The organism is Acinetobacter sp. WU_MDCI_Abxd143, from assembly GCF_025514195.1.
GTDB lineage: Bacteria > Pseudomonadota > Gammaproteobacteria > Pseudomonadales > Moraxellaceae > Acinetobacter > Acinetobacter pittii_H.
This window is the reverse complement of sequence record NZ_JAHPTH010000004.1, coordinates 1-22351: the sequence shown is the minus strand read 5'-3', so window position 1 is coordinate 22351 and position 22351 is coordinate 1. Positions and strand designations below refer to the sequence as shown.

Here is a 22351-nt window from a genome sequence, read left to right as displayed (position 1 = left end):
CTTTTATTTTTGAGAAAAACTATTTAATCATACAGCTTGATGTTGTCTTGCTGGGTGTGTGTGGGTAGCTGCTGATCATAAAATTTAAAGCACCATAAAATTAGAACAACAACGGTGAAGATGGCTAAACCTTTTAAATACTTCATGAATAATTCAAACAAGTGAATGGTCTTGATAAAATTCTAGCGAAGGCAATCTATCTAATCTAATATAGAAAATAGACTTAATGATCTAATTTTGAGATAGAAATGCTCACGTTAAAACAATTCCAATATTTTATAAAAATTGTTGAAGAAGGAAGCTTTACTGCGGCTTCTGAAAAGCTATTCATAGCTCAGTCTGCTTTAAGCCGGCAAATTAAATTATTAGAAGAAGAAATTGATTTTCAGTTATTTGATCGTACCGATAAGAAAGTAAAACTCACAGAGGCAGGAGGGATCTTCTATAAAAAAATAAAAGATAATATGCATTATTTAAATGAGATCATTGGAGTTTCTAAGAATATTGCAGAAGGAAAAAATCGCCAGATTAAAATTGCTCACTCGAGCAGTATTATTATGGATGATAAAAAGGTTCAAATATTAAAAGAAATTAGCTTAAAGCAAAAAATTAACTTTGAGATAAACACGTTGTCATCTGAGCATCAAGTTTTGGCTTTACTGAATGGGGAGATTGATATTGGTTTAATTAGACCGCCAGTTCGGCATACACTAGATGACGTCAATGTTATTAAATTATATGAAGAACCTTTAATGGTGGCCGTGCACATTGATCATGCTAAATTTGCAAATAAAGAGAAGGTCGAAGTCAAAGATTTAAAAGAAGAATACTTTGTTTCTACGCCCCATTCTAAAAGAGGTGGATTAAGCTATTTGGTCTCAAATTTATGTTTAGCCGCAGGATTTACCCCACAAAAAGCTCCAATCCAGTCGCGTAAGATTTCACAGTTACAACTTGTGGCTGCAAATATTGGTGTAAGTATTGTGCCTAAAGAATTTCAGCAGATCTTGCCTGCTCAGGTAAAACTATTGCCTTTAACTGATCAGCTATCACTTTCGGAAGTAGTTTTGGTCTATAGAAAAGATCATGATGAAATGATTCAGCATTCTGTCGAACGCATCCATCAAGTTTTTCAATTTTAGGAAATTGATTAGGCAGCTAATCTATAGTAAGTATAAGTAACGTTATCGTCTTTATAAACGTCATAACTACTTTGTTTGAAGTCAGAAACCCATTCACTTCCTGTATACCCAGCGATATGTCCATAAACATGGTTGCGGGTTCGGTGAATGATGTAAATGTCACCTTCCTGAGGTTCGTCGAAGGCTGGATCAATTTCTTTATAGCCAATCTTTTTAAGGGTATCACCCCAATCTGAAGCTGCAATTGGATGGTTTTCAACATCGGCCCCAGCAGATTCGAGCGCAAGACGGATACTCCGTGCGCATCTCGCTTTACTGCGTCTAGATGTAACGCTTTCTAATTTTTCTACAAACTTTTCTACATCGATTGGAGGGTTTGTTGAGGTTTGAGTTTGATGATTATTAGGTTTCATAGTGAAAGGATAAGGGAGGCTTGGTGCGCTGTGCGATACAACAATGGCTGCCTGATTTGAATCCTGATACATATAGTTATCAGCTACTTGTCCGTCATAAATAATCATCGTGAAATCTCTACCGTGCTACCCATGTCCATATTAAAAAAATCACCACCTACCTGTGGCGTTCAGAGATACTAATAGGCGTACCTTAAAAGTTTTGTTTATGTTATGTAATAACGTATCTTTTTTCCAGAGACGTATACTTTGGAGTAAAAAGATGCTCGTTAAAAGGGTTGTTAAAAACAGTAAAACTTAAATTATTGATATTATTATAAATAAATAATAAATCAGAACTTAAATTTGAATATTTTGCTTCAACATTTGCGAATATACTCAAAATCTAAGTCGCTGATTTAAAATGCCACATTTTCTTACAATTTAAGAAGTCATCACCAACTTAAACTTGCTGCTCTTTTAAATACTCTTCAGTGCGAATCAGGGCTGCTTGCATGTTTTGAATTGCATTTTCAACGTCAGCTAAAGTTTTTGCATTTCCGCCACTTAGCGCCTGACGCCATTTACGAGCGCCCGGCAAGTTTTGGAATAAACCTAAAATATGACGTGTAATGATTGAAAGAGGAGCACCTTCAGCCATACGTTGCTCAATATAAGGCAGCATTTGCTCCATAATATCGAAACGATCTGGCGCTTCTAAATTCCAAAGTTGGCCGAGCTCAGCAAGTAGATAAGGGTTATGGTAGGCTTCACGGCCAATCATGACACCATCAACGTGCTGTAAATGAGCTTGAGTTTCGGCAAAGGTTTTAATTCCGCCGTTAATTTCAATGGTGAGATGTGGACGTTCTTGCTTTAAGCGGTATACATCTTCGTAGCGTAAAGGAGGAACTTCTCGGTTTTCTTTTGGAGACAAACCTTTCAAAATAGCAATACGGGCATGTACAACGAAATAAGTACAACCTGTTGCAGCGACAGTATCTACGAAATGTAGCATTTCTTCGTAAGACTGCATGTCATCAATACCAATACGATGTTTTACCGTTACTGGAATCTTTACTGCCTTTTGCATGGTATGAATGCATTCAGCAACCAAGTCTGGCTCTGCCATTAAACACGCGCCGATTTTATTGTTCTGTACGCGGTCACTTGGGCAGCCTACATTAAGGTTAACTTCGTCGTACCCCCAATCTTCGGCCATTTTTGTGCAGGTAGCAAGCTCTTGCGGATTTGAGCCACCAAGTTGTAATACGATAGGGTGTTCTTGAGCGTTATAGTCCAAATGGCGTTTTGCATCGCCAAATAGGATTGCACCCGTAGTCACCATTTCTGTATAAAGCACAACGTTCGGGTTAAACAACCGTGCAAAGAATCGGTAATCCTTCGTTGTCCAGTCCATCATTGGGGCTACACTGATTCTTGGAGATTTAATAGTTTCAATGGTTTTATTAATAGTCATTAAAAATCATGCCTTTAATCAGTGTTTTGCAACCTGTTTGAATCTGTGGGAACTCATATTTAGCTGCGTTAATTAGTTTGCATTTACACCAAAATTTACACCATAATGGAGAAAATGGTTCATGGTGTAAATTTATGGGGTCAATTACTGCCAGAAAAGGTGCAGATGGAAGTGTTAGTTACCGAGCTGCTATCCGGATCAACAAAAAAGGTTATCCAGCTTATTCTGAAAGCAAAACATTTCATTCAAAAAAAGTGGCAGAAAACTGGCTTAAAAAAAGAGAAGTTGAGATTCAAGAAAATCCAGACATTTTACTTGGCAAAGAACAACTGATTGATCTAACTTTGTCAGATGCCATAGATAAATATTTGGATGAAGTTGGGAGCGAGTACGGTAGGACGAAACGCTATTCTCTACTCTTAATTAAGAAGTTGCCAATCGCGCGCAATATTATCACAAAAATACATTCAATACATTTGGCTGAGCATGTTGCTCTAAGACGGAGAGGCGTGCCGAATCTTGGTTTAGACCCTATTGCAACAAGTACACAGCAGCATGAGCTTTTACATATTAGAGGTGTTCTATCTCATGCATCTGTTATGTGGGGCATGGAAGTTGATTTAAGTAGCTTCGATAAAGCTACGGCACAGCTTAGAAAAACTCGCCAAATCTCCTCTAGCAAAGTGAGAGATAGACTTCCTACAAATGAAGAGTTAATTGCTTTAACAAAACTTTTTGCTGAGCGTTGGAAATTAAATAAATATGGTACTAAGTATCCAATGCATTTAATTATTTGGTTCGCAATTTTTTCATGCAGACGTGAAGCAGAGTTAACACGCTTATGGCTGCAAGATTATGATTCTTACCATTCATCATGGAAAGTTCATGATTTGAAAAATCCGAACGGTTCTAAAGGTAATCACAAGTCTTTTGACGTGTTGGAACCTTGTAAAACAATAATTGAACTTTTATTAGATAATGAAGTGCGGAGTCGTATGCTTCGATTAGGATATGATGAACAACTCTTATTGCCTCTGAACCCAAAAAGCATAGGAAAAGAATTTCGTGAAGCATGTAAAATATTAGGAATTGAAGATTTACATTTTCATGATTTGAGACATGAGGGATGTACACGATTGGCAGAACAAAGTTTTACTATTCCTGAAATTCAGAAAGTGAGTTTGCATGATTCGTGGAGTAGTTTACAGAGGTATGTTTCTGTTAAATCAAGACGAAATGTAATTCAGTTGGAAGAGGTGCTACGCCTCATTGATGAAACGTAGCAAAATCTTTAGAAGCTTCAGAATACTTTTTATCTAAAATATCAGCCAAGTCTTTAATGTGTACTAGAAAAGGTGCACGTTTGCTTGAATCTATTTTAAAGACTGAGAAAGGAAATTCTTGATGATTTGCCTTTCTCAGAGCCTCTGCCTTACTTAAATGAGGATAATAGTCTTGTACTACACTCATTAATTCGACAGTCATAGATCGATATTTCATGAATAGGTAGTCAGCGGTATTTAACTGAAATACACCCATTGTGAAATAGCCTCTTAGCTAGTTGGTTGTAAACTTGGAAAACAACACATCAAAACTGGACTGTGTATCCCAGATTCGAAGGATTGTATCGGTGCCAACCAGATACGTTTTGAGCAACTTAATAAGGTCTTTACACTTTGGATCGTTTTTTAAAAAACGATTGGTTTGCATAAACCCATTTAATGGCATAGATACAGGATATGCTTTGCAATTAAAAAGGCTCTCCAAATTACCATGTAAGGCTGTGAAAGCATTCTCATCAGACCAACCAACAGGATCATTTATAAACTGACGTTCTAGTAAGAACACTAGTCTGAGTGCTAATTGTCCTTGGGGCGTAAGTTCCCATTTTGAAAATACCGCAACAACATCATTATTACCGCCTTCATTAATGAAAAGGGCAATCATCTCTTTCTTCTGCTGATCTAAATATTGCTGTTTAGAATACGTTGTTGCATTCGTCGAAAGCGTAAATAGTATTGGCAGATATAGCTCATGTATCTCGAAGCCTGCATAGTTCTTGTATAGAGCCTTCATTGTTAAATCAAATAACTCTTCAGTGCGAACTTGCTCTGCATTCCACGCCATTAACTTCTCATTGAACTGTCTCGTGATGAGCGTATATTGATAGCCCATAATTTGATACGAAAAGTACTGATCGTTACAGTAAATCCCACCATTGAGCATAGGCCCTATCTGTTTAATAAACTGAATAAACAATTCATTCTCTGGCTTTAGCCGAACAGATAACATCCCATTAGTGACAGGGGAGCCTGTCACTAATGGATATACTGACCTAATCAACTCAACAGGTTTACTGAGAGATAATGCCTGATTACTATTTTGAGACTTTTGTTTTGCAAACATGCTCGTAGTTTTTGATCCCCCAAGAGCTTTTGCTGACTTCTCAGAACCAATCAGATCGTAAGCCCAAATAGGTTGAATGCTGCATGACGAATGTGTAGCTGCAAGTAAAGCATCTGATGCGTACTTAGTCATGTTACTGTCCTCCTACTTCAGCATCATCTGACTGATCAGAGTCTAGTAGGTTAAGTTGCTCGAACTTGCGTGGACGGCCAAGTTTGGTAGCAGGAACTTTTGGTATTTGGCTTGTTCGGAAGCTCCGAATTTGTTCTCCATTAGTAAAGGCGAAGTACTGATCATTTTTGCATATGTAGTCAAACGTAGCCTTGAGATTCTTAAGCATTTCATGGTCGGTATACTCCAAAATGCCTAAGGCACGATAGCGGTACTCATCTTTCTTCATATTGCAGATAAAAGCAGTCCCAAGATTGTTTGTAGCAACCCTCCATTTCTCAGCAATATATTGCCCCCACGTGATGTCCTCACGATGGTCATTGGCATTGAAGAAGTAATAAAGATGTCCATGGAATCCCTTGGTTGGGGTGTGTTCAATACGCAGGATATACCCGAGCGCTTGCTTAAGCTGATTATGCTTAGATGCATCATAGAACCGAATAAAAGACTCTTGCAGAAACTCACTATCATGTTCAGCCTGAGCAAAATCAGTTGAGATAGCAAGCTGTTGAAGCTTAGCTGGATCGCGTATTAATCCTAGATCTACTCGAACAACAAGGATTCGAGAATGGATCTTGAGTAGAGTCTCTACAAGCTCAACACAACGCTCTTTAGAACGGCGTCGATTACTAGCACGATTCGAAAGTTGTTTACGAATTGAGGCACTACTCATTCTTATTGCAAACAACTTCTGAAATTTAATTAAAGCTGCAACATAAGCCTGAGCCTGTTCAGATGTGTAACACTGATTGATCAGAGAAAATTCATAAAGGGTATATTGTTCTTCCTTTGAAAGTTCTAAGAATGAATCCTTAAAGGCCTGTAACTCTATGCCCATCTTGTAATTGCCAGAGCGAGCAGACACAAAGATTGTTGTAAGCTGGCACTTAAGCAAAAGTGGAATATCCTTCGCATATTCAACACGTAGTTGCTCTTTGCCCTTAAAACTTTGAACAGATTTAAGAGTAGCGATTGGGCGCTCTTTCTCAAAATACTTGATGAACTCAACACGACTGAGCATTTTTTCAACTTCAGGGTTTATACTCGTTTTGAATATTTTAATCTTACCGTTTTCTGTCATGTACTCATGAGTTGAAAAATCTTCCTTGAGCTGTTCTAGGAATGCATCTCTATCTGCAACTGAGAACTGTGCGATAGGTGGAAGAATTGGTTTAGCTGTGTTGTTCAGAGATTTCATAGTATACCTACATACAAATAATTAATTACGTATCAGGCGTCATGAGGTAAATGCTCTCCCTATGGACATCGTTTAGAAATGTCCATTAGGGTAGGCGTAGAGTGGATATTGGCTAATCTATCTGGAGTGTATTCATCTCAAATGGATACACAATTAAATCAATCTAATCTATAAGCAGTATTTGCTAAGGCACACTGCTTATGACAATAAGTATCTAGTAGATTAATTACATATATCTAATATTACTTATTACAATTGTATTTAAACCGAAAAGCCGATTGCACTTTACTTCGAGAATGCTCTACCAAAAAATGACGGTAATACGAGGACTTTTTAAAAGTTGTGATGTCCTGCGTTATGCAGCATTTAAATGGCTTCGTTGAGCTATTCTTCGGGTGACCCACACCCGTAAATTGCTAAGCTTCCAATTGAATGTACTTATTAATTTGATGTGTTGCTGGCTTAGGTTTGAGTTGGTCATATTGGTTCCTTATGTAGCAAGTTTTGTATGCTTGATTGCATAAGGGAAATTCTAGAAAAAAATTAAGCACCCTCTAAAAATCTGCGAAGAATTTATTTAAGCTACTGATATATATGTATTTAAAATCTTTAAAATATAGAAATTTCATTGTAATTATTACTCTTTTAAAAATTTATTAATTTTTTTTAAGAGCATGTCAGTGTAGAACTAACAGGCTCTAAATAAACTATGTGAGTGATCGGATTTTTATTGGGGTGGGAGGGGAATTCTAAAGTTTTCTACCTTTCTTTTCTATAAAAATGTTCAGCGCATCATATAGGCTTGGCTCGCTTTCCTTTAACCAAGATTTAGCGCTATTCAGTAACTTCATTCTCTGATCGTCGGTTCTAATTTTACTTTTTTGAGTTTCTAAGGCAGAAATCTTTTTCTGATAAAATACTCTTATTTCCTTATAACGTTCGATAGGGCGACCTGCAAAAGAAGTTAGGGGTTGATCACGGTTCTGAGCTTGTATGATTACAGTTTTTTTACCATATTCTTCAATTTCTTTGACTTCAGCTGTAGATAGATCATTTCGAGCTGCAAAAAGAAAATATTCAGCTTCTTCTTTTTTTCGTAAACAATGTTCTATTTCAGCATTGTATTCTTGAGTGAGGTATTCTGGAATTTTTGAGATAGCTTGCTGCTCAATGGCTCCTAGAACCGTATCCATACTTGAGTAAGTTTTTTGATTACTGGTAATAAAACGTTGAACAAGTGAGAGGTAAGTTTTTTTTACCCTCTGGGATTTTTTATGGCTGTTTCGGGCTAATTGAGATTGCCTAATCTGTTTATAGATATCTTCTGGTAGCGTGTAGATATAGAAAGAACAATCATAATGTTTGGAGTAGAGATGAAATGCTTCTTCAAAATGTTTCTCAGCTTGTTGTGCTGTTTTTTTGAATATTCTGGTTTTAGTTGATACCAAGTTTTTGAATTTACGAATTTCAGTCGCGATTTCGCCATAGTGTCGGGCAAGTCGGTCCTCTTCGGGAATGTAGATGTAAATTTCCGATTTACCTCGAAGTAATGGTGGGGGTAATCTCCATGCCTGTTGACGGAGAGCCTTTTGTTCTGGCGATTCTTTTAATAAGCCTTGATCAAGCTGTTCATAAAACCACTTTCGGTCATTATCCGTCATTTCTTCACTGATAGGTTCCATTTGTTCGGGTAAATAAGCTTTGTAGTGTTCGGCATAGGCTGATGGCAAACCATAGGGAAATTTATGTCTTTTAATAATATGTTCTTCAAGTTGGTCAATTAAGCCAATAAGTTTTTTGATGTTACTCGTAGATGTGGTTTCTTGTTTAGCCTTAGCATTTTTTTTAGCTGAAGTTGCCATGTAATCAAGTTCACTTATTCATTTTAAAAGAAGTGCATATATTATAAGTCGTAACTACTTATAATTTAAAAATGATTTAGCTTAACTTGAGAGTGAATTATGAGCATTTGTAGAGGGGTGTTAGGTGTTAAACTGCACTCCATTTATGTACCGACTTATGATGATTCTGTACCGACTTGCGATGTTTTGGGTGAAAAGTAGTCAAAATCAAAATGTAGCTTAGAGTTATAATTGTTGGACTAAACTTGTAGTACTGTGAAGCATTCTACTGGATTATAAATTTATTATGGACTGAATCAAGTGCTAGAAAATCACTCATTATTGGTTAGTTAATAGTATGTCTTTGTATTACTAAAAGGTCTCAATAGCGTTTCATTAATTGCAATGCAAGATTGTAGGCTACGGTTGTAGAAATTGACTCTGCTATAAAGAACTCTTGGGGTGGGGTGAAGTTTAAAGCCTGCTTTCGATAACGCGTCTGCTTTCCTGTCTGTTTGTCTTTAAAAATAAACCATCCTGAGCATGAGAATATTCTTGTCCATACAGTGGACCACCAAGACACTTTAACCGAAACACTGAATCATCCTTAAATTTACCTAATGGTTAGTTTAAAGAATTAATCTAATGAAAAACAATAACAATCACTTTACGACTTAGTCGATAGATCATTGACACCTTAAATATTGCACATTATCCTTTGCTTGCTGGCCACATTGCCAGTCGGTTTTGACAGACCGTTTTATTGGGTTGCATCAGAGTTATTCCTTCTGAGGAATAATTTTGAGGGTACATCTCGTCTCCTCCCGTTGCGGTAGGACGGGAGAGGGACACTTTCGAGTGTGCTGGTGTCAATCCAATCCGGTCTGTCAACCCTTTCTCGTTCTGCCACCATAATTCTCTAATGCTTTGGCAGAACTCCCAATATAAAGGAGTTGGCTATGCATATTCTTTTTATAACGCCTGATTAGTTTTAATAGGATTTGATGAACTTCTAGTTTCTCAAGCTTTAGATCTTTTCGTCTAAAAATTTACTTAAAAAAATGTCATGTGAGCTACACCATGGCAAGGCTTCGTGTTGCCTAAAAAAGCCTAAGCTCCATGACGACGTCACTGGATAAAATGATGAAAAATAAAATTTTGATGGGTTTGGTAGGTGTCAGTATTTTGTTGGTTACTGGTTGTTCTTCTGATTTCGAAAAGGGTATGAAACAAAGCTGTAGGAATACGGGAGGAAGTCGCAGTTTCTGTTCCTGCTTCTACGACAGGATGGAAGAACATTATGGCAAAGAGAGGCTGGAGGCGATTGGCATGATGCAAGTCAGGATGCCAGAGGATTTCGAAGAGGTATCTTTTAAGTCTGGTCAGCAATGTGCACATAAACTTTAGAGCTCGTATTCACATTAAATCTTAGTTTGTCTTTTGATCTCACCTGCTGCCATAGAGCAGTGGGTTGGATAGGCTTACCTAAAAAAATGAGGAATTTACAATGAAACATCCATTGATTGGCCTTTATTTCACCATTGTGATTGGTTATTGGCTGTATTTGATTTGGCAGTACCCTATTTATTCTGGTTCATATTCTTTGGGTCGGGCACTTGTTTGGCCTGCTGATTTTCTACGTTGGTTGTTTTAGTCGCTAAATTGGGGAAGTTGCCATGACAATCATATCGAGAGAATCACTCCAGAAAAGCCGTTGGATGTTGATGTTAAGAGCGAGTGACAATATTTATTTTGCACCCGCTATTCCTTATAAAAAATTGCAAGGGGCTATGAGTTATCTCCCTCAAGGAATTCATCCAGATGAAATCCTTATGCTAATTGACGATACGGTATTTGGCAGTGCTAAAGCTGGACTTTGTGTGACGGCGACAGGACTCTTTTATAAAGAAAGCTTTGGAGATGAAGCGGTTTATCTCTTTAAAAGTATTCATCATGTCGAGGCAGATATTGGCGTCATTAATCATGGCATCGTACTGAATCGTATAGAAACCCTGACCTTTACCCAACTGGATAAGGGCACAGTACGAACATTGGCTTCATTTCTAAATGAAGTTTGTCAGGGTGAAACAGAAACCGATCGGGCTCCACCACAGATTGATGCAGAACTGAAGGTAATTATTGATCTGTTTGCTTATTTCATCACATTCAATATGGGTAAGTGGAATCCTGAATCTAGTCATGCAATATCTAAACATTTTGTAAAGCTGAATGATGAAGCATCACAGCACTATATTAAAAGGTTACTGACTGAACATCCCAACTTTGAATATGAAGAATTATTACATCGCTTTGCAGAACTGAAAGATGTGCTGGCTTACAAGCTTCGTACGGAGATGATCGAACAACTGGTTTATGCCATGGCACTGGGTCAGGTTGAGCAGAATCAGGCGGATCTCTTCATGACCCATTTATGTCGTGTATCCAATGTTTCTAAAGCCGTATTTCCTGATCTGGTCAAAATTATCTATCAATGTCTGGCTGATGAAATGAATCAGTCTACTACTTCTACTTTCAACGGTGGACAACTTCAAGCGTGCAAACTTCTTGATATTCAGCCTAATTCACTGACTGAGCAGAACTTACAATCTGCTTACCGAAAAAAGATGGCTGAGTTCCATCCCGATAAATACCAGAACTTACCTGAATCTGTTCGTCAGTTGATTGAAAGTCAGGCACAGCAACTGAATGAAGCAAGAGCTTTATTAAAAAGCTATTTGGACAATAACTGAAAATAAAGAATTTTTACTTACATATTACCCCAGTGAAGGCAGCCCTAAAGCGCCGTATATCCTCTATTTCAAGGTAATGATATGAATATGATAAAGAACAGCACTAACTCAACTAAAAAGATACCACCGTTATATTGGTTGTTAACTGTAGTCATGATGGCGGTGTTAATTGCAGGCGGTATTTTATTTAATCAACATCAAAAACGACAAACTGAACTTCAGTTAGCACAACTCGCTTTACAACAATCTAAGGTACAAAATCAATCTGCCACAACACAAGCAGCATCGGAACCCGTTGAATCAGGTTTCACCGGAATTGAAAGTATGGTGGAAAACCCGGAATCAGAATCTACTCATTCACAAGCTGAAGATGAAGTGGTTGCGGGGGCAATAGCCGCAGTGGATCAGGCAAAAGCACAAGATACAAGTCTAGGCAATCTCAGTTCAGAAGTTGATGCTGAGTACCATGAAGGAAAAACCTTAAGTTCGAACACCTCTCGCTATGGCTTAAAGCCAATCAAATCTGCTCCAGCTGATTTAAAGTCAACCATCCCGAATATTGATCAAATGTTAGCGTCACACCTTATGAATGTATGGGGCCGCTCAAGTCCAGATCAGGTGAGTAAACGAGTTGAAGGATGGAGCCAGCAAGGTAATACCATGACCTATCGTACTGCATGGGACTCTGACCGTTACCAATGTACTTGGTATGTGGTGAGTTGGGATAAGAACAGCAATCAAGTCCTTCACGAAGGATACCAGCCATGCTTTGGTCACTAATTAAAGCTGGCCTGTAGCATTCGTTTAATTATTACTTTACTTAATCAGAGAAAATACCATGAACCCAATCAAACTTATCGCTTGTGGAGTTTTAAGTCTTTCACTCAGTTCTATTGCTTTTGCTAAAACTGAGCAGATTACACTTAAAGCCAATGTCTATTACGGCGAAGAGTCAGTTGTATTTCCAACCACTAAAGGCGAAGTCATTTTAAATAGCTACGCTATGCCAGCTAAAGTCGTTCCACAAGTTAAACCTTTTAAGAAGGGGCAATGTTTAGAAATCAAATCAAAATATGGTTTCTTTAAAGACACTGGAGATGGTCAATATATTGAAAGTATCCAACCTTGTAGCAAGAAAGGTTTAGCGACTCCAAAAGTAACTCGTTAATTTGACTTAATCTAAAACGACATAAAGCTCAATCAAACCACAAGCATTTGCTTGTGGTTTTTTTATGCCTTTTATTTAAGGAAGAAGACCATGCACCAGTGTCCTTACTGTCATTCATTACACATCACTTTACTCCGCCAGACTGAACCCACTTCGGGCGTATTTGCAAAGCTTTCATCGTTCTCGCCCATGTCTCTGGCAGCAGCCTGTATGCAGTTGTCAAAACGCAGTCCCGTTCACCCTTTGGTGGGTGGATTTGTGGGCTTGGTGATTGGGGGCATGTTTCTGCTCTACGTTCAGCATCAAGAAAATATGGTGACCTTGTATTACCAGTGTGAGCAATGTCTGGAGCATTTTGAAATCCAGCAATCAGGCTTCGCTTAATTCTTATCGTTTACAACTTTCAAATTATTTAAATCACTTCATTTATATTACTTAAAGGAAATCAATCATGGCACATCAAATAGAAACGATGGCATTCGTTGGTCAAACCCCTTGGCATGGCTTAGGTAATCAACTCCCTCAGAATCAACCAATAGAAGTATGGGCACAACAGGCGGGTATGGACTGGCGAATAGAATCATCCAATGTCAGTTTTATGGCAAAGAATGAATGTGGACAAAATATTCTGATGCCTTATGAAGAGCAACGAGTACTTTATCGCTCAGATACTCATGCGCCGTTATCGGTAGTGAGTCAGCGTTATCAGGAAGTGCAGCCCAAAGAAATCTTGGAGTTTTACCGAGACCTGACCGAACAATCAGGCTTTGAACTGGAAACGGCAGGTGTACTTAAAGGTGGACGTAAGTTCTGGGCATTGGCTAGGACCGGACAATCGGCAGCATTAAAAGGTAAGGATGTCAGTAATGGCTACATTTTGTTGGCAACCGCATGTGATGGCACACTAGCCACCACGGCGCAATTCACCAGTGTTCGTGTGGTGTGTAACAACACCTTGGCGATTGCCTTACGCGGGCAGAATAGTAGTGCTGGTGTAGTGAAAGTTCCACACAGTACCAAGTTCGATGCCGAGAAGATTAAACAGCAATTGGGTATTTCGGTTCATGCATGGGGCGAGCACATGTATGAAATGAAACAACTCAGCCAGCGTAAAGTTACCCAGCAGGAAGCAGCAGCTTATTTTGATGCAGTGTTTAATAACACGAACCTGAGTATTGCTGAACAAGATGAAAGTATCATTCAGTTCTACCGTAATGTAGCTACGCCTAAACAAATCAACTCATCCAAAGCCGACAATAAAACAGAACCAAATGGACGTGCTATGTCTAAGGTCATGGCCATGTTTAATGGGCATGGTCGTGGTGCCGAGTTAGCTTCAGCTAAAGATACGGTGTATGGACTGCTTTGTAGTATTACGGAGTTTGTTGATCATGAGCGACGTGCGATCTCAACAGATCACCGACTAGATTCAGCATGGTTTGGGGTAGGAGCCAACCTTAAACAACGTGGGCTGGAACAGGCATTAAGAATGGTTGTATAAGGTATGATTATTTATTTAAGTTCATTTATAAATTAATTACAGAAAATCATGTAATTAATTTATAAAAACAAAGGCAGATTATGGGGTAAGTAATTTTACCCCTATATTTTAAAAGATTTGAGACTCTATAGTCGTACACTACACTCTACTTACAATAGTAAAGCTTATGGAGTTAGAAAAAATATCAAGAATTGAACCAGTAATGAAATCAAACAGAATCAGATAATTTTTTTCATTTTACTTTTTAAATTTCTATATACCTATTTAATCAATTCCCACTACAGTTGTAATATATCCAGTCGTTAAAAGGATCATTAGGCCTAATGACATTTCAAATAAAATAGCATAACCCAACTGTTTGGCAAATTTCGGGTCTTGTAAGCGAGGAGTAAAATACCATTTGTTAAAGGCAGCTAATAATAAAACGCTTAGAACAAATACGATCTTAATAATAAAACCATGCCCATAAGGAGTATTTAGTAGAGTATTGAAATCTTTAATGAGTAACAGAGCAATACTCGCACCGCAAGCGAGTAGTATTCCTACAACAAATGCTGCGATTCTTCCAAATAGGTGCATGCGATCTTTTAATGGAATACCTGTAATTTTTTTAGTTGTTCTCCATAGAGGGAAAAGTGATCCCATCCATAAGGACATTACTAGTATATGTATTGATAATAAGAATTGAGCGAATAAAGGTAAATTTGTAACATGGCCTAGTTGTGAAAAACTAAAAACTATGGGGATGAGCAGGATGGTAAAAATTGTCCCTTCTACTTTAGAAATCTGGATAGTCCCTTTACCAAGCTTTACGATCATAAATAATAGTAAAAGTGCAAAACTAATTGAACGGATGATATGAACATGCCCAGTAGGAGTATTTATTAAGATATTAATGTAGTTGCTATTCCACATTCCAGAAAAACCTGTATTGGAAAAACTTCCTATAAGAACGAAGAAGCTTAAAGCACTTGAAATAAAGCCTACCCCTGCACCAATAGTAATGTACTTTAGGATAGCTTGCTTGATTTCTACATAACGACCCAGTAGAAAATAGCTAAAGGCACCACCAACAATAAATGCTATTCCTAAATATAAAACGACTTTAATCAGCCACGTTGCATACATCCAAGCTTCAGGAATCATATTTTCACCCCAGTGATAGCAATATGCCAGCAAGCTGCTAGCATATTGATTATTGATATTTTATTTTTATTTCGCTGATTTAATGGTGAAGCTATATTCACCATTCATGTTATGGCCATCAGTACCCATTGTGGTCCAAACCACTGTGTACTTACCTTTCTTAAGTTTAGGTATAGCTACTTCAAATGATTTTTTTAAATCATGAGTTACTTGGTAATTTAAAGGGATGTCTTTACGTTGAGCATCAAGTAATTTGACATTCATTAACATGACTTCTCCACCAAAATTTAGAGTTATATTTTTTGGTTGACCTGCTACAGATGCATTAATAGCTGGCGTAGCACTTTCAAGTTTGACATGAGCAAATGCACTTGAAGCAGCTATAGCCATAGTCGCACCTACTAGTACATTACGTAGAACTGACACTTTATTTTGGAAAATTTTCATTTCATCACCTTTTAAAATTAATACATGCTAAGTAATGACCCAGTGAAGTTCCTAAATTGATCGCGTTGGTCATCACTCTTTGTATGCTTATTATTTAAGAAAGAGAGAAACGTCTTGATGACTCCAAAATTACATTTTTGTCATTTTTAGAATTGAAAACTCACAAGTGCTACACTGACTTTATCAAGAAAAATGTTCATTAAATATTCAAATAACCGGAAATTTATTTCTATCCGAAGCTAATTATTTTTTTTTAAATCAAATATGAAGGAGGTTTATATATGGACCATTATCATGAAAAGAAAACTATAAATGACACGCATAACGATCCTGTCTGTGGCATGGCTGTAACAGAGGAGTCTAAATTTCATGAACAAGTTGGCAATAACACCTTTTACTTTTGTAGTGAAAAATGTCAGATAAAATTTAAGCATGATCCTGCTTTGTATCTTGCTAAAGAAGATGGATCTGCTTTCACAAATGTCTCTCTAAATAAAATGGAGGCACAGTCAAATAGTATAAATACCTCATCAATTTATACTTGCCCAATGCATCCAGAGATCCGACAAAATCATCCTGGTAATTGCCCCATTTGCGGTATGACATTAGAGCCTTTGCTTCCAAATTTAGATGAAGTAGATGAAAATCCTGAACTCAAAGATTTTAAAAGAAGATTTTGGTACACCTTACCGTTGACCCTAATTGTAGTATTTTTGGCGATGTTTGGTCATCAACTGAATTGGTTTGAAATGAAGGTGCAAAGCTGGATTGAACTTGTCCTTACTTTACCAATCGTTTTTTGGGCAGGTTGGCCATTTTTTGTAAGATGTTGGCAGTCAATTTTAAATCGTAGTCCTAATATGTGGACTTTAATCGGAATTGGGACTGGGGCTGCATTTCTATATAGTCTCGTTGGGACTTTGGCCCCACAAGTATTTCCAGATTCTTTTATTTCTATGGGGCGTGTCGCTGTATATTTTGAAGCTACAGCCGCCATTATTTCACTGACCTTATTAGGTCAAGTACTTGAATTAAAAGCTCGGTCACAGACATCGGCAGCAATTAAGTCTTTACTTGGGCTGGCTCCAAAGACTGCAAGAAAAATTAACGAAGATGGTCGAGAGGAAGATATCCCACTTTCCCATGTACATGTTGGAGATTTACTGAGAGTGCGGCCAGGTGAAAAAGTACCTGTTGATGGAGTAATTACAGAAGGTTCAAGTTCTATTGATGAGTCGATGTTAACGGGAGAGCCAGTTCCAGTAACAAAACGTATAGGTGACCAAGTAATAGGGGCGACAATGAATATGAACGGTTCATTAGTGATGCGCTCTGAAAAGGTTGGTTCTTCAACAGTACTTTCGCAGATAGTTCAAATGGTGGCACAAGCTCAGCGTTCTAAAGCTCCTATGCAAAGAATGGCGGATCAGGTAGCTGGTTGGTTTGTACTGGTGGTGATCGGTATATCTATTCTTACCTTTTTTGGTTGGGGAATATTTGGTCCAGAACCGAGTTGGGTATACGGTTTAATCAATGCTGTTGCAGTTTTAATTATTGCTTGTCCGTGTGCTTTAGGATTGGCCACGCCAATGTCAATCATGGTAGCAACAGGTCGTGGAGCATCCAATGGCGTACTCTTCCGTGATGCCGCAGCAATAGAAAATTTACGTAAGATTGATACATTAATTATTGATAAAACAGGCACCTTAACAGAAGGTAGCCCCTCATTTGATAAGGTGTTTGCTTTATCTGGATATGAAGAAAATGAAGTACTCAGATTAGCTGCCAGCTTGGATCAAGGTAGTGAACATCCGTTAGCAGATGCAATTGTACAGGCTGCCCGTGAAAGAAATCTTGTACTAACAACACCGACATCTTTCGAGTCAAGTTCTGGAATTGGTGTTAAGGGCGAGTTAGAAGGACAACAATTATCATTAGGTAATACAGCTCTAATGGAACAACTTGGCATTTCAGTTGATGCATATATCCCTCAAGCTGAGCAATTAAGAGCAGAAGGTGCGAGTGTTATGCATTTGGCTGTTGATGGGAAGCTCGTAGGGTTATTGGCTGTTTCTGATCCAATCAAAGCCAGTACACCTGAGGCTGTGCATGCTCTGAAGAATTCTGGTTTAAGAATTATAATGGCCACAGGAGATGGTTTAACTACTGCAAAATCAGTTGGAGCTAGATTAGGTATTGATGAAGTTTATGGAGAAGTTAAACCGGCAGATAAACTGGAACTGGTTAATAAATTACAAAAAGAAGGAAGAATGGTTGCAATGGCAGGTGATGGCATCAATGATGCCCCAGCTTTAGCTCAAGCGGATATTGGTATTGCAATGGGAACAGGAACAGATGTGGCCATGAATAGTGCTCAAGTCACTTTAGTCAAAGGTGATTTACGGGGGATAGAGATCGCTCGTTCCCTGTCAGAGGCCACGATTAAAAATATGAGGCAAAACCTGATGTTTGCATTTCTTTATAATGCTTTAGGCATCCCTTTAGCTGCGGGTATTTTATATCCATTTACCGGTTGGCTACTTTCTCCTATGATCGCAGCTTTAGCAATGAGCCTAAGTTCAGCATCGGTTATTGGTAATGCTTTAAGGCTACGTAGTTAGGAAATGATCATTTCTGACTACTCATAATTTTTTAGATATTGGAAATGAGTAGTCAGTTATATGTTGTTTACAAATATTTAATTTTTAAAAGTTATTTTAAAAACTATACGGCTGTTGCTATAGTCAGCTTGAATCATTGCGCCATGTACATCAAGAATTGACTTGGTAATGGCTAAACCTAAACCTGTGCCTTCCTCAACTCTTTGTCTGGATGCATCCGTGCGGTAAAAACGATCAAATAATCGATTCAGCTGCTCAGGTGTTATTGGAGAGCTTTCATTTTCGATTGTAAATATAGTGGTATCAATATTTTGTTGGCAGTTAATCTTAATTACTGAATCAGGTTTACCATATTTGATCGCATTTGATAGTAAATTACTCAGAGCACGACGTAACATTGACGGATCGCCTTTTACGTATCCTTGTCCACTCTGTTCTAGAAACATTCCCTTTTCAGCAGCGATAGCATCATAGAAGTCAAATAAAGCAGAAATTTCTTGTACCAGGTTGACCTGTTGCAGGTTTGGTAAGTGTAGGCCATGTTCTGCTTTTGCAAGAAATAACATATCTGAAACCATTCGGGCCAAACGTTCAAATTCTTCCAGATTAGAAAAGAGGACTTCTTGATAAGTATTAATATCCCGACTACGAGACAAACACACTTGAGTTTGAGTCATTAAATTATTAATTGGTGTTCTAATTTCATGGGCCAGATCAGATGAGAAATCTGAGAGTTTTTCTACAGCAGTTTCTAGCCGATCTAACATATCGTTAAAGGCTATGGCTAATGATTTTAGTTCAGTGGGGGTATTATCGACTGCTAATCGTTCAGATAGATGCTGAGCTGAAATGCCTTCTGCAACTTTTGCCATTTTTTGAACTGGACGTAAGCCCCTCCATGCAGCAAACCAACCTAGAAACATTAAACAAATTGTGCCCACAACTCCGATATATAACAATTGTCGTCTAAAGTCGTTTAAAAAATGTTGATGTTCAGATGTATCGATTCCAACAATAATCTGAGCAGTTGGAATGCTCATATTTTTATCAAATGACTTTTTATAAACTAAGCCGCGGTATGTTTTACTTTGGATTTTCCATTCTATCCAAGGAGTATGTTTAGATTTTACTAATGTCTGGGGCTTTATAACGGCGGGTGCTGAACTAAAAATGATTTGACCAGTTGGACGTTCAATCTGGACAATTAGGTCATGATGACCAACTAAAGCATCTTTTAAATATATCTTTAGTTCTTCGGTATTTTTCGGATTCTGTTCCAGTAAATTTTCTAAAAGCTGAATTTTCCCTTCTAGCTGAGTGCGGTCCTGAGTTTCAAAATGATGCATAACAAGCTGATGAATGACCAGCCCCATAATCATTAAGATAATAATGGTAGATAATGAGAAGATGAGTGCAATACGGAAACTGATCGCATTAAACAGTTTATGAGTCATCTTCTACCTCTAAGACATACCCCATTCCGCGGATGTTTTGAATCAACTTAGGACTAAAATTACTATCTATTTTATTTCTTAGACGTTTAATAGCGACTTCTACAACGTTTGTATCACTATCAAAATTCATATCCCATATTTGAGAAGCAATGAGAGCACGAGGCAGAATCTCTCCACGTCTACGCATGAATAATTCCATCAATGCGAACTCTTTAGCTGTAAGGTCAATTCTTTGTCCAGCACGTGTGACGCGGCGTTTACGAAGATCAAGTTCAAGATCAGCAATAGTAATAATATTGCTATCTTCCTTTTGTTGACCGCGACGAAGTAAAGTTTTAATTCGGGCAAGAAGTTCTGCAAAAGCAAAAGGCTTAACGAGATAATCATCAGCTCCTAGTTCCAGGCCTTTAACTCTATCTTCAATTTGATCACGTGCTGAGAGAAAAAGGATAGGCATAGTTTTGCCACTTTTGCGAATATCATTAATGATATTCCAACCATCTAACTTCGGTAACATTACATCTAGTATAATTAGATCATATTCTTCAGAAAGAGCTTGATGTTTACCTGATAAGCCATCTGTAACCCAGTCTGTAATATATCCTGCCTCAGAAAGACCTTGCTTTAGATAATCACCAGTTTTTTGTTCATCTTCAACTAGTAAGATTCTCATTTATTAAGCCCCGTATCGCATATTAAGACCATAATAACGTTATAAATACAGGATGCGATGTAGATTACAAAAATGTCATTTTCAAGTCACATAGATGTCCGGTTCCAACCTATAAGTTAGTTATATAAAATTTATTTTTGGAGCAATCAATGAAAACTCTATTCCGTCGTAGCTTTACTGCTTTTATGTGTGTTGGGACTTTAATTGCTGGAACCCAATCTTGGGCTGCGGATGCTCAACAGAAAAATACTGTAAGTACAGAAGTTAAAGTAAATTCAAAAGCACAAGAGAAATGCAAAAAGCCTTGTGATATGAAAGATGGCAAGGAAAATCAACAAAACCATAGTCAGCATGATCACAGCCAAATGTCTGATATGTCCCAAATGGATCATTCTAAAATGATGAACATGGATCATTCTCAAATGAGTGAGATGGACCATTCTAAAATGAATATGCCAAATAAATAATTAATACGCGAAATAAGATATTGAGGGAAAGTATTTTATCCACCTGCTTAGCCCTCAATTAACTATAGATAGGTGAAAATAAATGTCTAGAAAATTAAGTCATGTCCTTTTAATAGGAGTCGGATTGTTTTCGTCGACTTGGGTTATGGCAGCGGTTAAAGAATATGATTTAACAATTGCTGAACAGACGGTGAATATTACAGGAAAGCCTCTAAAACGAATTACTGTAAATGGTAAGTTTGTTGCACCTCTTCTTGAGTTTGAGGAAGGTGATGATGCCGTTATTCGCGTACACAACAAGTTGAAAAACCAAGATTCATCTATTCATTGGCATGGTTTAATTTTACCTGGCATTATGGATGGAGTACCTGGGTTCAACAAGTTTGATGGTATTGCACCAAATAAAACCTATGAATATAAATTCAAGGTTCGTCAGAATGGAACCTATTGGTATCACTCGCATAGTAAAGGCCAAGAGCAAGATGGCTTGTATGGTCCTCTAGTTATTTATCCCAAAAATAAAGTTCCTTTAACGGCTGGAGAAAAAGCTGATAGAGATTACGTAGTCTTACTCTCTGATTTTCACAATTCTACTAGTGGTCAGATTATGAGTAATCTCAAGAAAGAAGCTGATTATTACCAGAATCGAAGAGAAACGGTTTTTGATGTTTTCAAGCAGATTAAAAGAGATGGTTTAAAAGCAACATGGAAAGATCGTTCCATGTGGAATCAGATGCGAATGCTTAAGACAGATATGTCTGATGTAACAAACTATACGTTTTTAATGAATGGTAAGACTCCAGAACAAAATTGGACTGGAAATTTTAAAGCTGGAGAAAAAGTACGTCTTCGTTTTATCAATGCTTCGGCAATGTCTTTGTTCGATGTAAGAATTCCTAATCTGAAAATGACAGTAGTCAGCGCGGATGGACAACCAGTAAAACCCGTGCCAGTGGATGAGTTCCGGATAGGAACCGCTGAGACTTATGATGTTATTGTAGAACCGAAACAAGCAAGTTATCAGATTGAAGCTGAATCTATTGATCGAAGTGGTTTTTCTATCGGTACATTACATGATGAAAATACTTCACCTGTAAAAAATATAATGATGCCGACACCTCGTCCCCGTGCTTTACTGACGATGGAAGATATGGGAATGAACCATGACATGTCTTCGATGGAAGGTATGGATCACGACATGTCTTCGATGAAAGGTATGGATCACGACATGTCTTCAATGAAAGGTATGGATCATGACATGTCTTCAATGAAAGGCATGGATCACGACATGTCTTCGATGAAAGGCATGGATCACGACATGTCTTCGATGGAAGGTATGGATCATGACATGTCTTCGATGAAAGGTATGGATCACGACATGTCTTCAATGAAAGGTATGAATCACGACATGTCTTCGATGAAAGGCATGGATCACGACATGTCTTCGATGAAAGGCATGGATCACGACATGTCTTCGATGGAAGGTATGGATCA

At 37.9% G+C, this 22351-nt stretch carries 23 protein-coding genes and 1 pseudogene; 12 read left to right on the top strand and 12 right to left on the bottom strand.

The annotated features are described in order from the left end of the window. Window positions 1–23: 23 nt before the first annotated feature. The gene (locus tag KTI79_RS10105) at window positions 24–146 is read right to left on the bottom strand and encodes a hypothetical protein (RefSeq protein WP_079284246.1); all 123 of its coding nucleotides are present in this window, start codon (window positions 144–146) and stop codon (window positions 24–26) included. A gap of 96 nt (window positions 147–242) precedes the next feature. Here KTI79_RS10105 and KTI79_RS10100 point away from each other — a divergent pair, with 96 nt between their 5' ends. Then, window positions 243–1142, top strand: a complete 900-nt coding sequence (locus KTI79_RS10100; protein ID WP_079284247.1) for a LysR family transcriptional regulator — start codon at window positions 243–245, stop codon at window positions 1140–1142. Between the two features lie 8 nt (window positions 1143–1150). On the opposite strand, the gene KTI79_RS10095 is transcribed toward KTI79_RS10100, so the two are convergent. Both KTI79_RS10095 and dusA read right to left on the bottom strand, forming a co-directional pair. Continuing rightward, window positions 1151–1663 carry a hypothetical protein gene (locus tag KTI79_RS10095; protein ID WP_032054427.1) on the bottom strand — a complete coding sequence of 171 codons (513 nt, stop codon included), beginning with the start codon at window positions 1661–1663 and terminating at the stop codon, window positions 1151–1153. Window positions 1664–1997: 334 nt separating this feature from the next. Continuing rightward, a complete protein-coding gene (gene dusA / locus KTI79_RS10090; protein WP_032054428.1) occupies window positions 1998–3014 on the bottom strand; it encodes a tRNA dihydrouridine(20/20a) synthase DusA in 1017 nt (338 codons plus the stop codon). Window positions 3015–3148: 134 nt separating this feature from the next. On the opposite strand from dusA, the gene KTI79_RS10085 reads away from it, so the two are divergent. Next, a complete protein-coding gene (locus KTI79_RS10085) occupies window positions 3149–4297 on the top strand; it encodes a tyrosine-type recombinase/integrase (RefSeq protein WP_000534872.1) in 1149 nt (382 codons plus the stop codon). On the opposite strand, the gene KTI79_RS10080 is transcribed toward KTI79_RS10085, so the two are convergent. The 5 genes and pseudogenes from KTI79_RS10080 to KTI79_RS10060 all read right to left on the bottom strand — a co-directional run bounded on the left by KTI79_RS10080 (window position 4281) and on the right by KTI79_RS10060 (window position 9227). Then, entirely contained in the window at window positions 4281–4553 is a 273-nt protein-coding gene (locus KTI79_RS10080) for a pyocin activator PrtN family protein (RefSeq protein WP_000538010.1), read from the bottom strand. The two genes, KTI79_RS10085 and KTI79_RS10080, sit on opposite strands and share 17 nt — an antisense overlap. Before the next feature lie 18 nt (window positions 4554–4571). After that, on the bottom strand, window positions 4572–5552 hold the full coding sequence (locus KTI79_RS10075; RefSeq protein WP_002122907.1) for a hypothetical protein: 981 nt from the start codon (window positions 5550–5552) through the stop codon (window positions 4572–4574). Window position 5553: 1 nt separating this feature from the next. Beyond that, complete coding sequence (locus tag KTI79_RS10070) at window positions 5554–6789, bottom strand: inovirus-type Gp2 protein (RefSeq protein WP_002062435.1); 1236 nt, start codon at window positions 6787–6789, stop codon at window positions 5554–5556. 749 nt (window positions 6790–7538) lie between these two features. Further along, entirely contained in the window at window positions 7539–8651 is a 1113-nt protein-coding gene (locus KTI79_RS10065) for a hypothetical protein (protein WP_002062426.1), read from the bottom strand. A gap of 361 nt (window positions 8652–9012) precedes the next feature. Further along, a pseudogene (locus tag KTI79_RS10060) lies at window positions 9013–9227 on the bottom strand (hypothetical protein). 546 nt (window positions 9228–9773) lie between these two features. On the opposite strand from KTI79_RS10060, the gene KTI79_RS10055 reads away from it, so the two are divergent. The 7 genes from KTI79_RS10055 (at window position 9774) to KTI79_RS10025 (ending at window position 14049) form a co-directional block, all read left to right on the top strand. Then, entirely contained in the window at window positions 9774–10037 is a 264-nt protein-coding gene (locus KTI79_RS10055) for a hypothetical protein (RefSeq protein ID WP_002083868.1), read from the top strand. A gap of 100 nt (window positions 10038–10137) precedes the next feature. Beyond that, a complete protein-coding gene (locus KTI79_RS10050; RefSeq protein ID WP_000682545.1) occupies window positions 10138–10284 on the top strand; it encodes a hypothetical protein in 147 nt (48 codons plus the stop codon). A gap of 70 nt (window positions 10285–10354) precedes the next feature. Then, window positions 10355–11380, top strand: a complete 1026-nt coding sequence (locus KTI79_RS10045; RefSeq protein ID WP_000942646.1) for a J domain-containing protein — start codon at window positions 10355–10357, stop codon at window positions 11378–11380. 81 nt (window positions 11381–11461) lie between these two features. After that, the gene (locus tag KTI79_RS10040; RefSeq protein WP_004883233.1) at window positions 11462–12160 is read left to right on the top strand and encodes a hypothetical protein; all 699 of its coding nucleotides are present in this window, start codon (window positions 11462–11464) and stop codon (window positions 12158–12160) included. A gap of 58 nt (window positions 12161–12218) precedes the next feature. Next, window positions 12219–12548: a hypothetical protein gene (locus tag KTI79_RS10035; RefSeq protein WP_001068165.1), complete on the top strand. Its 330-nt coding sequence runs from the start codon at window positions 12219–12221 to the stop codon at window positions 12546–12548. A gap of 90 nt (window positions 12549–12638) precedes the next feature. Continuing rightward, window positions 12639–12932, top strand: coding sequence for a hypothetical protein (locus KTI79_RS10030; protein ID WP_000553830.1), 294 nt, complete (start codon window positions 12639–12641; stop codon window positions 12930–12932). Window positions 12933–12999: 67 nt separating this feature from the next. After that, a complete protein-coding gene (locus KTI79_RS10025) occupies window positions 13000–14049 on the top strand; it encodes a DUF932 domain-containing protein (RefSeq protein ID WP_086376331.1) in 1050 nt (349 codons plus the stop codon). Between the two features lie 264 nt (window positions 14050–14313). Here the strand turns inward: KTI79_RS10025 and KTI79_RS10020 are convergent, their stop codons facing one another. Together KTI79_RS10020 and KTI79_RS10015 are read right to left on the bottom strand one after the other, a co-directional pair. After that, a complete protein-coding gene (locus KTI79_RS10020; protein ID WP_000611873.1) occupies window positions 14314–15195 on the bottom strand; it encodes a copper resistance D family protein in 882 nt (293 codons plus the stop codon). Window positions 15196–15261: 66 nt separating this feature from the next. Beyond that, a complete protein-coding gene (locus KTI79_RS10015; protein WP_000689222.1) occupies window positions 15262–15642 on the bottom strand; it encodes a copper resistance protein CopC in 381 nt (126 codons plus the stop codon). Between the two features lie 281 nt (window positions 15643–15923). Between KTI79_RS10015 and KTI79_RS10010 the strand changes: the two genes are divergently transcribed. Continuing rightward, window positions 15924–18263, top strand: coding sequence for a heavy metal translocating P-type ATPase (locus tag KTI79_RS10010; protein ID WP_000350166.1), 2340 nt, complete (start codon window positions 15924–15926; stop codon window positions 18261–18263). A gap of 77 nt (window positions 18264–18340) precedes the next feature. Here the strand turns inward: KTI79_RS10010 and KTI79_RS10005 are convergent, their stop codons facing one another. Both KTI79_RS10005 and KTI79_RS10000 read right to left on the bottom strand, forming a co-directional pair. After that, a complete protein-coding gene (locus KTI79_RS10005) occupies window positions 18341–19717 on the bottom strand; it encodes a heavy metal sensor histidine kinase (RefSeq protein ID WP_000149047.1) in 1377 nt (458 codons plus the stop codon). After that, window positions 19707–20390: a heavy metal response regulator transcription factor gene (locus tag KTI79_RS10000; protein ID WP_001221580.1), complete on the bottom strand. Its 684-nt coding sequence runs from the start codon at window positions 20388–20390 to the stop codon at window positions 19707–19709. Before KTI79_RS10000 ends, KTI79_RS10005 begins: the two co-directional genes overlap by 11 nt. A 149-nt stretch (window positions 20391–20539) precedes the next feature. Between KTI79_RS10000 and KTI79_RS09995 the strand changes: the two genes are divergently transcribed. Together KTI79_RS09995 and KTI79_RS09990 are read left to right on the top strand one after the other, a co-directional pair. Continuing rightward, the gene (locus tag KTI79_RS09995; protein WP_000853611.1) at window positions 20540–20857 is read left to right on the top strand and encodes a hypothetical protein; all 318 of its coding nucleotides are present in this window, start codon (window positions 20540–20542) and stop codon (window positions 20855–20857) included. A gap of 82 nt (window positions 20858–20939) precedes the next feature. Next, the coding region (locus KTI79_RS09990) for a multicopper oxidase domain-containing protein (protein ID WP_262468469.1) at window positions 20940–22351 on the top strand (1412 nt) is incomplete at its 3' end.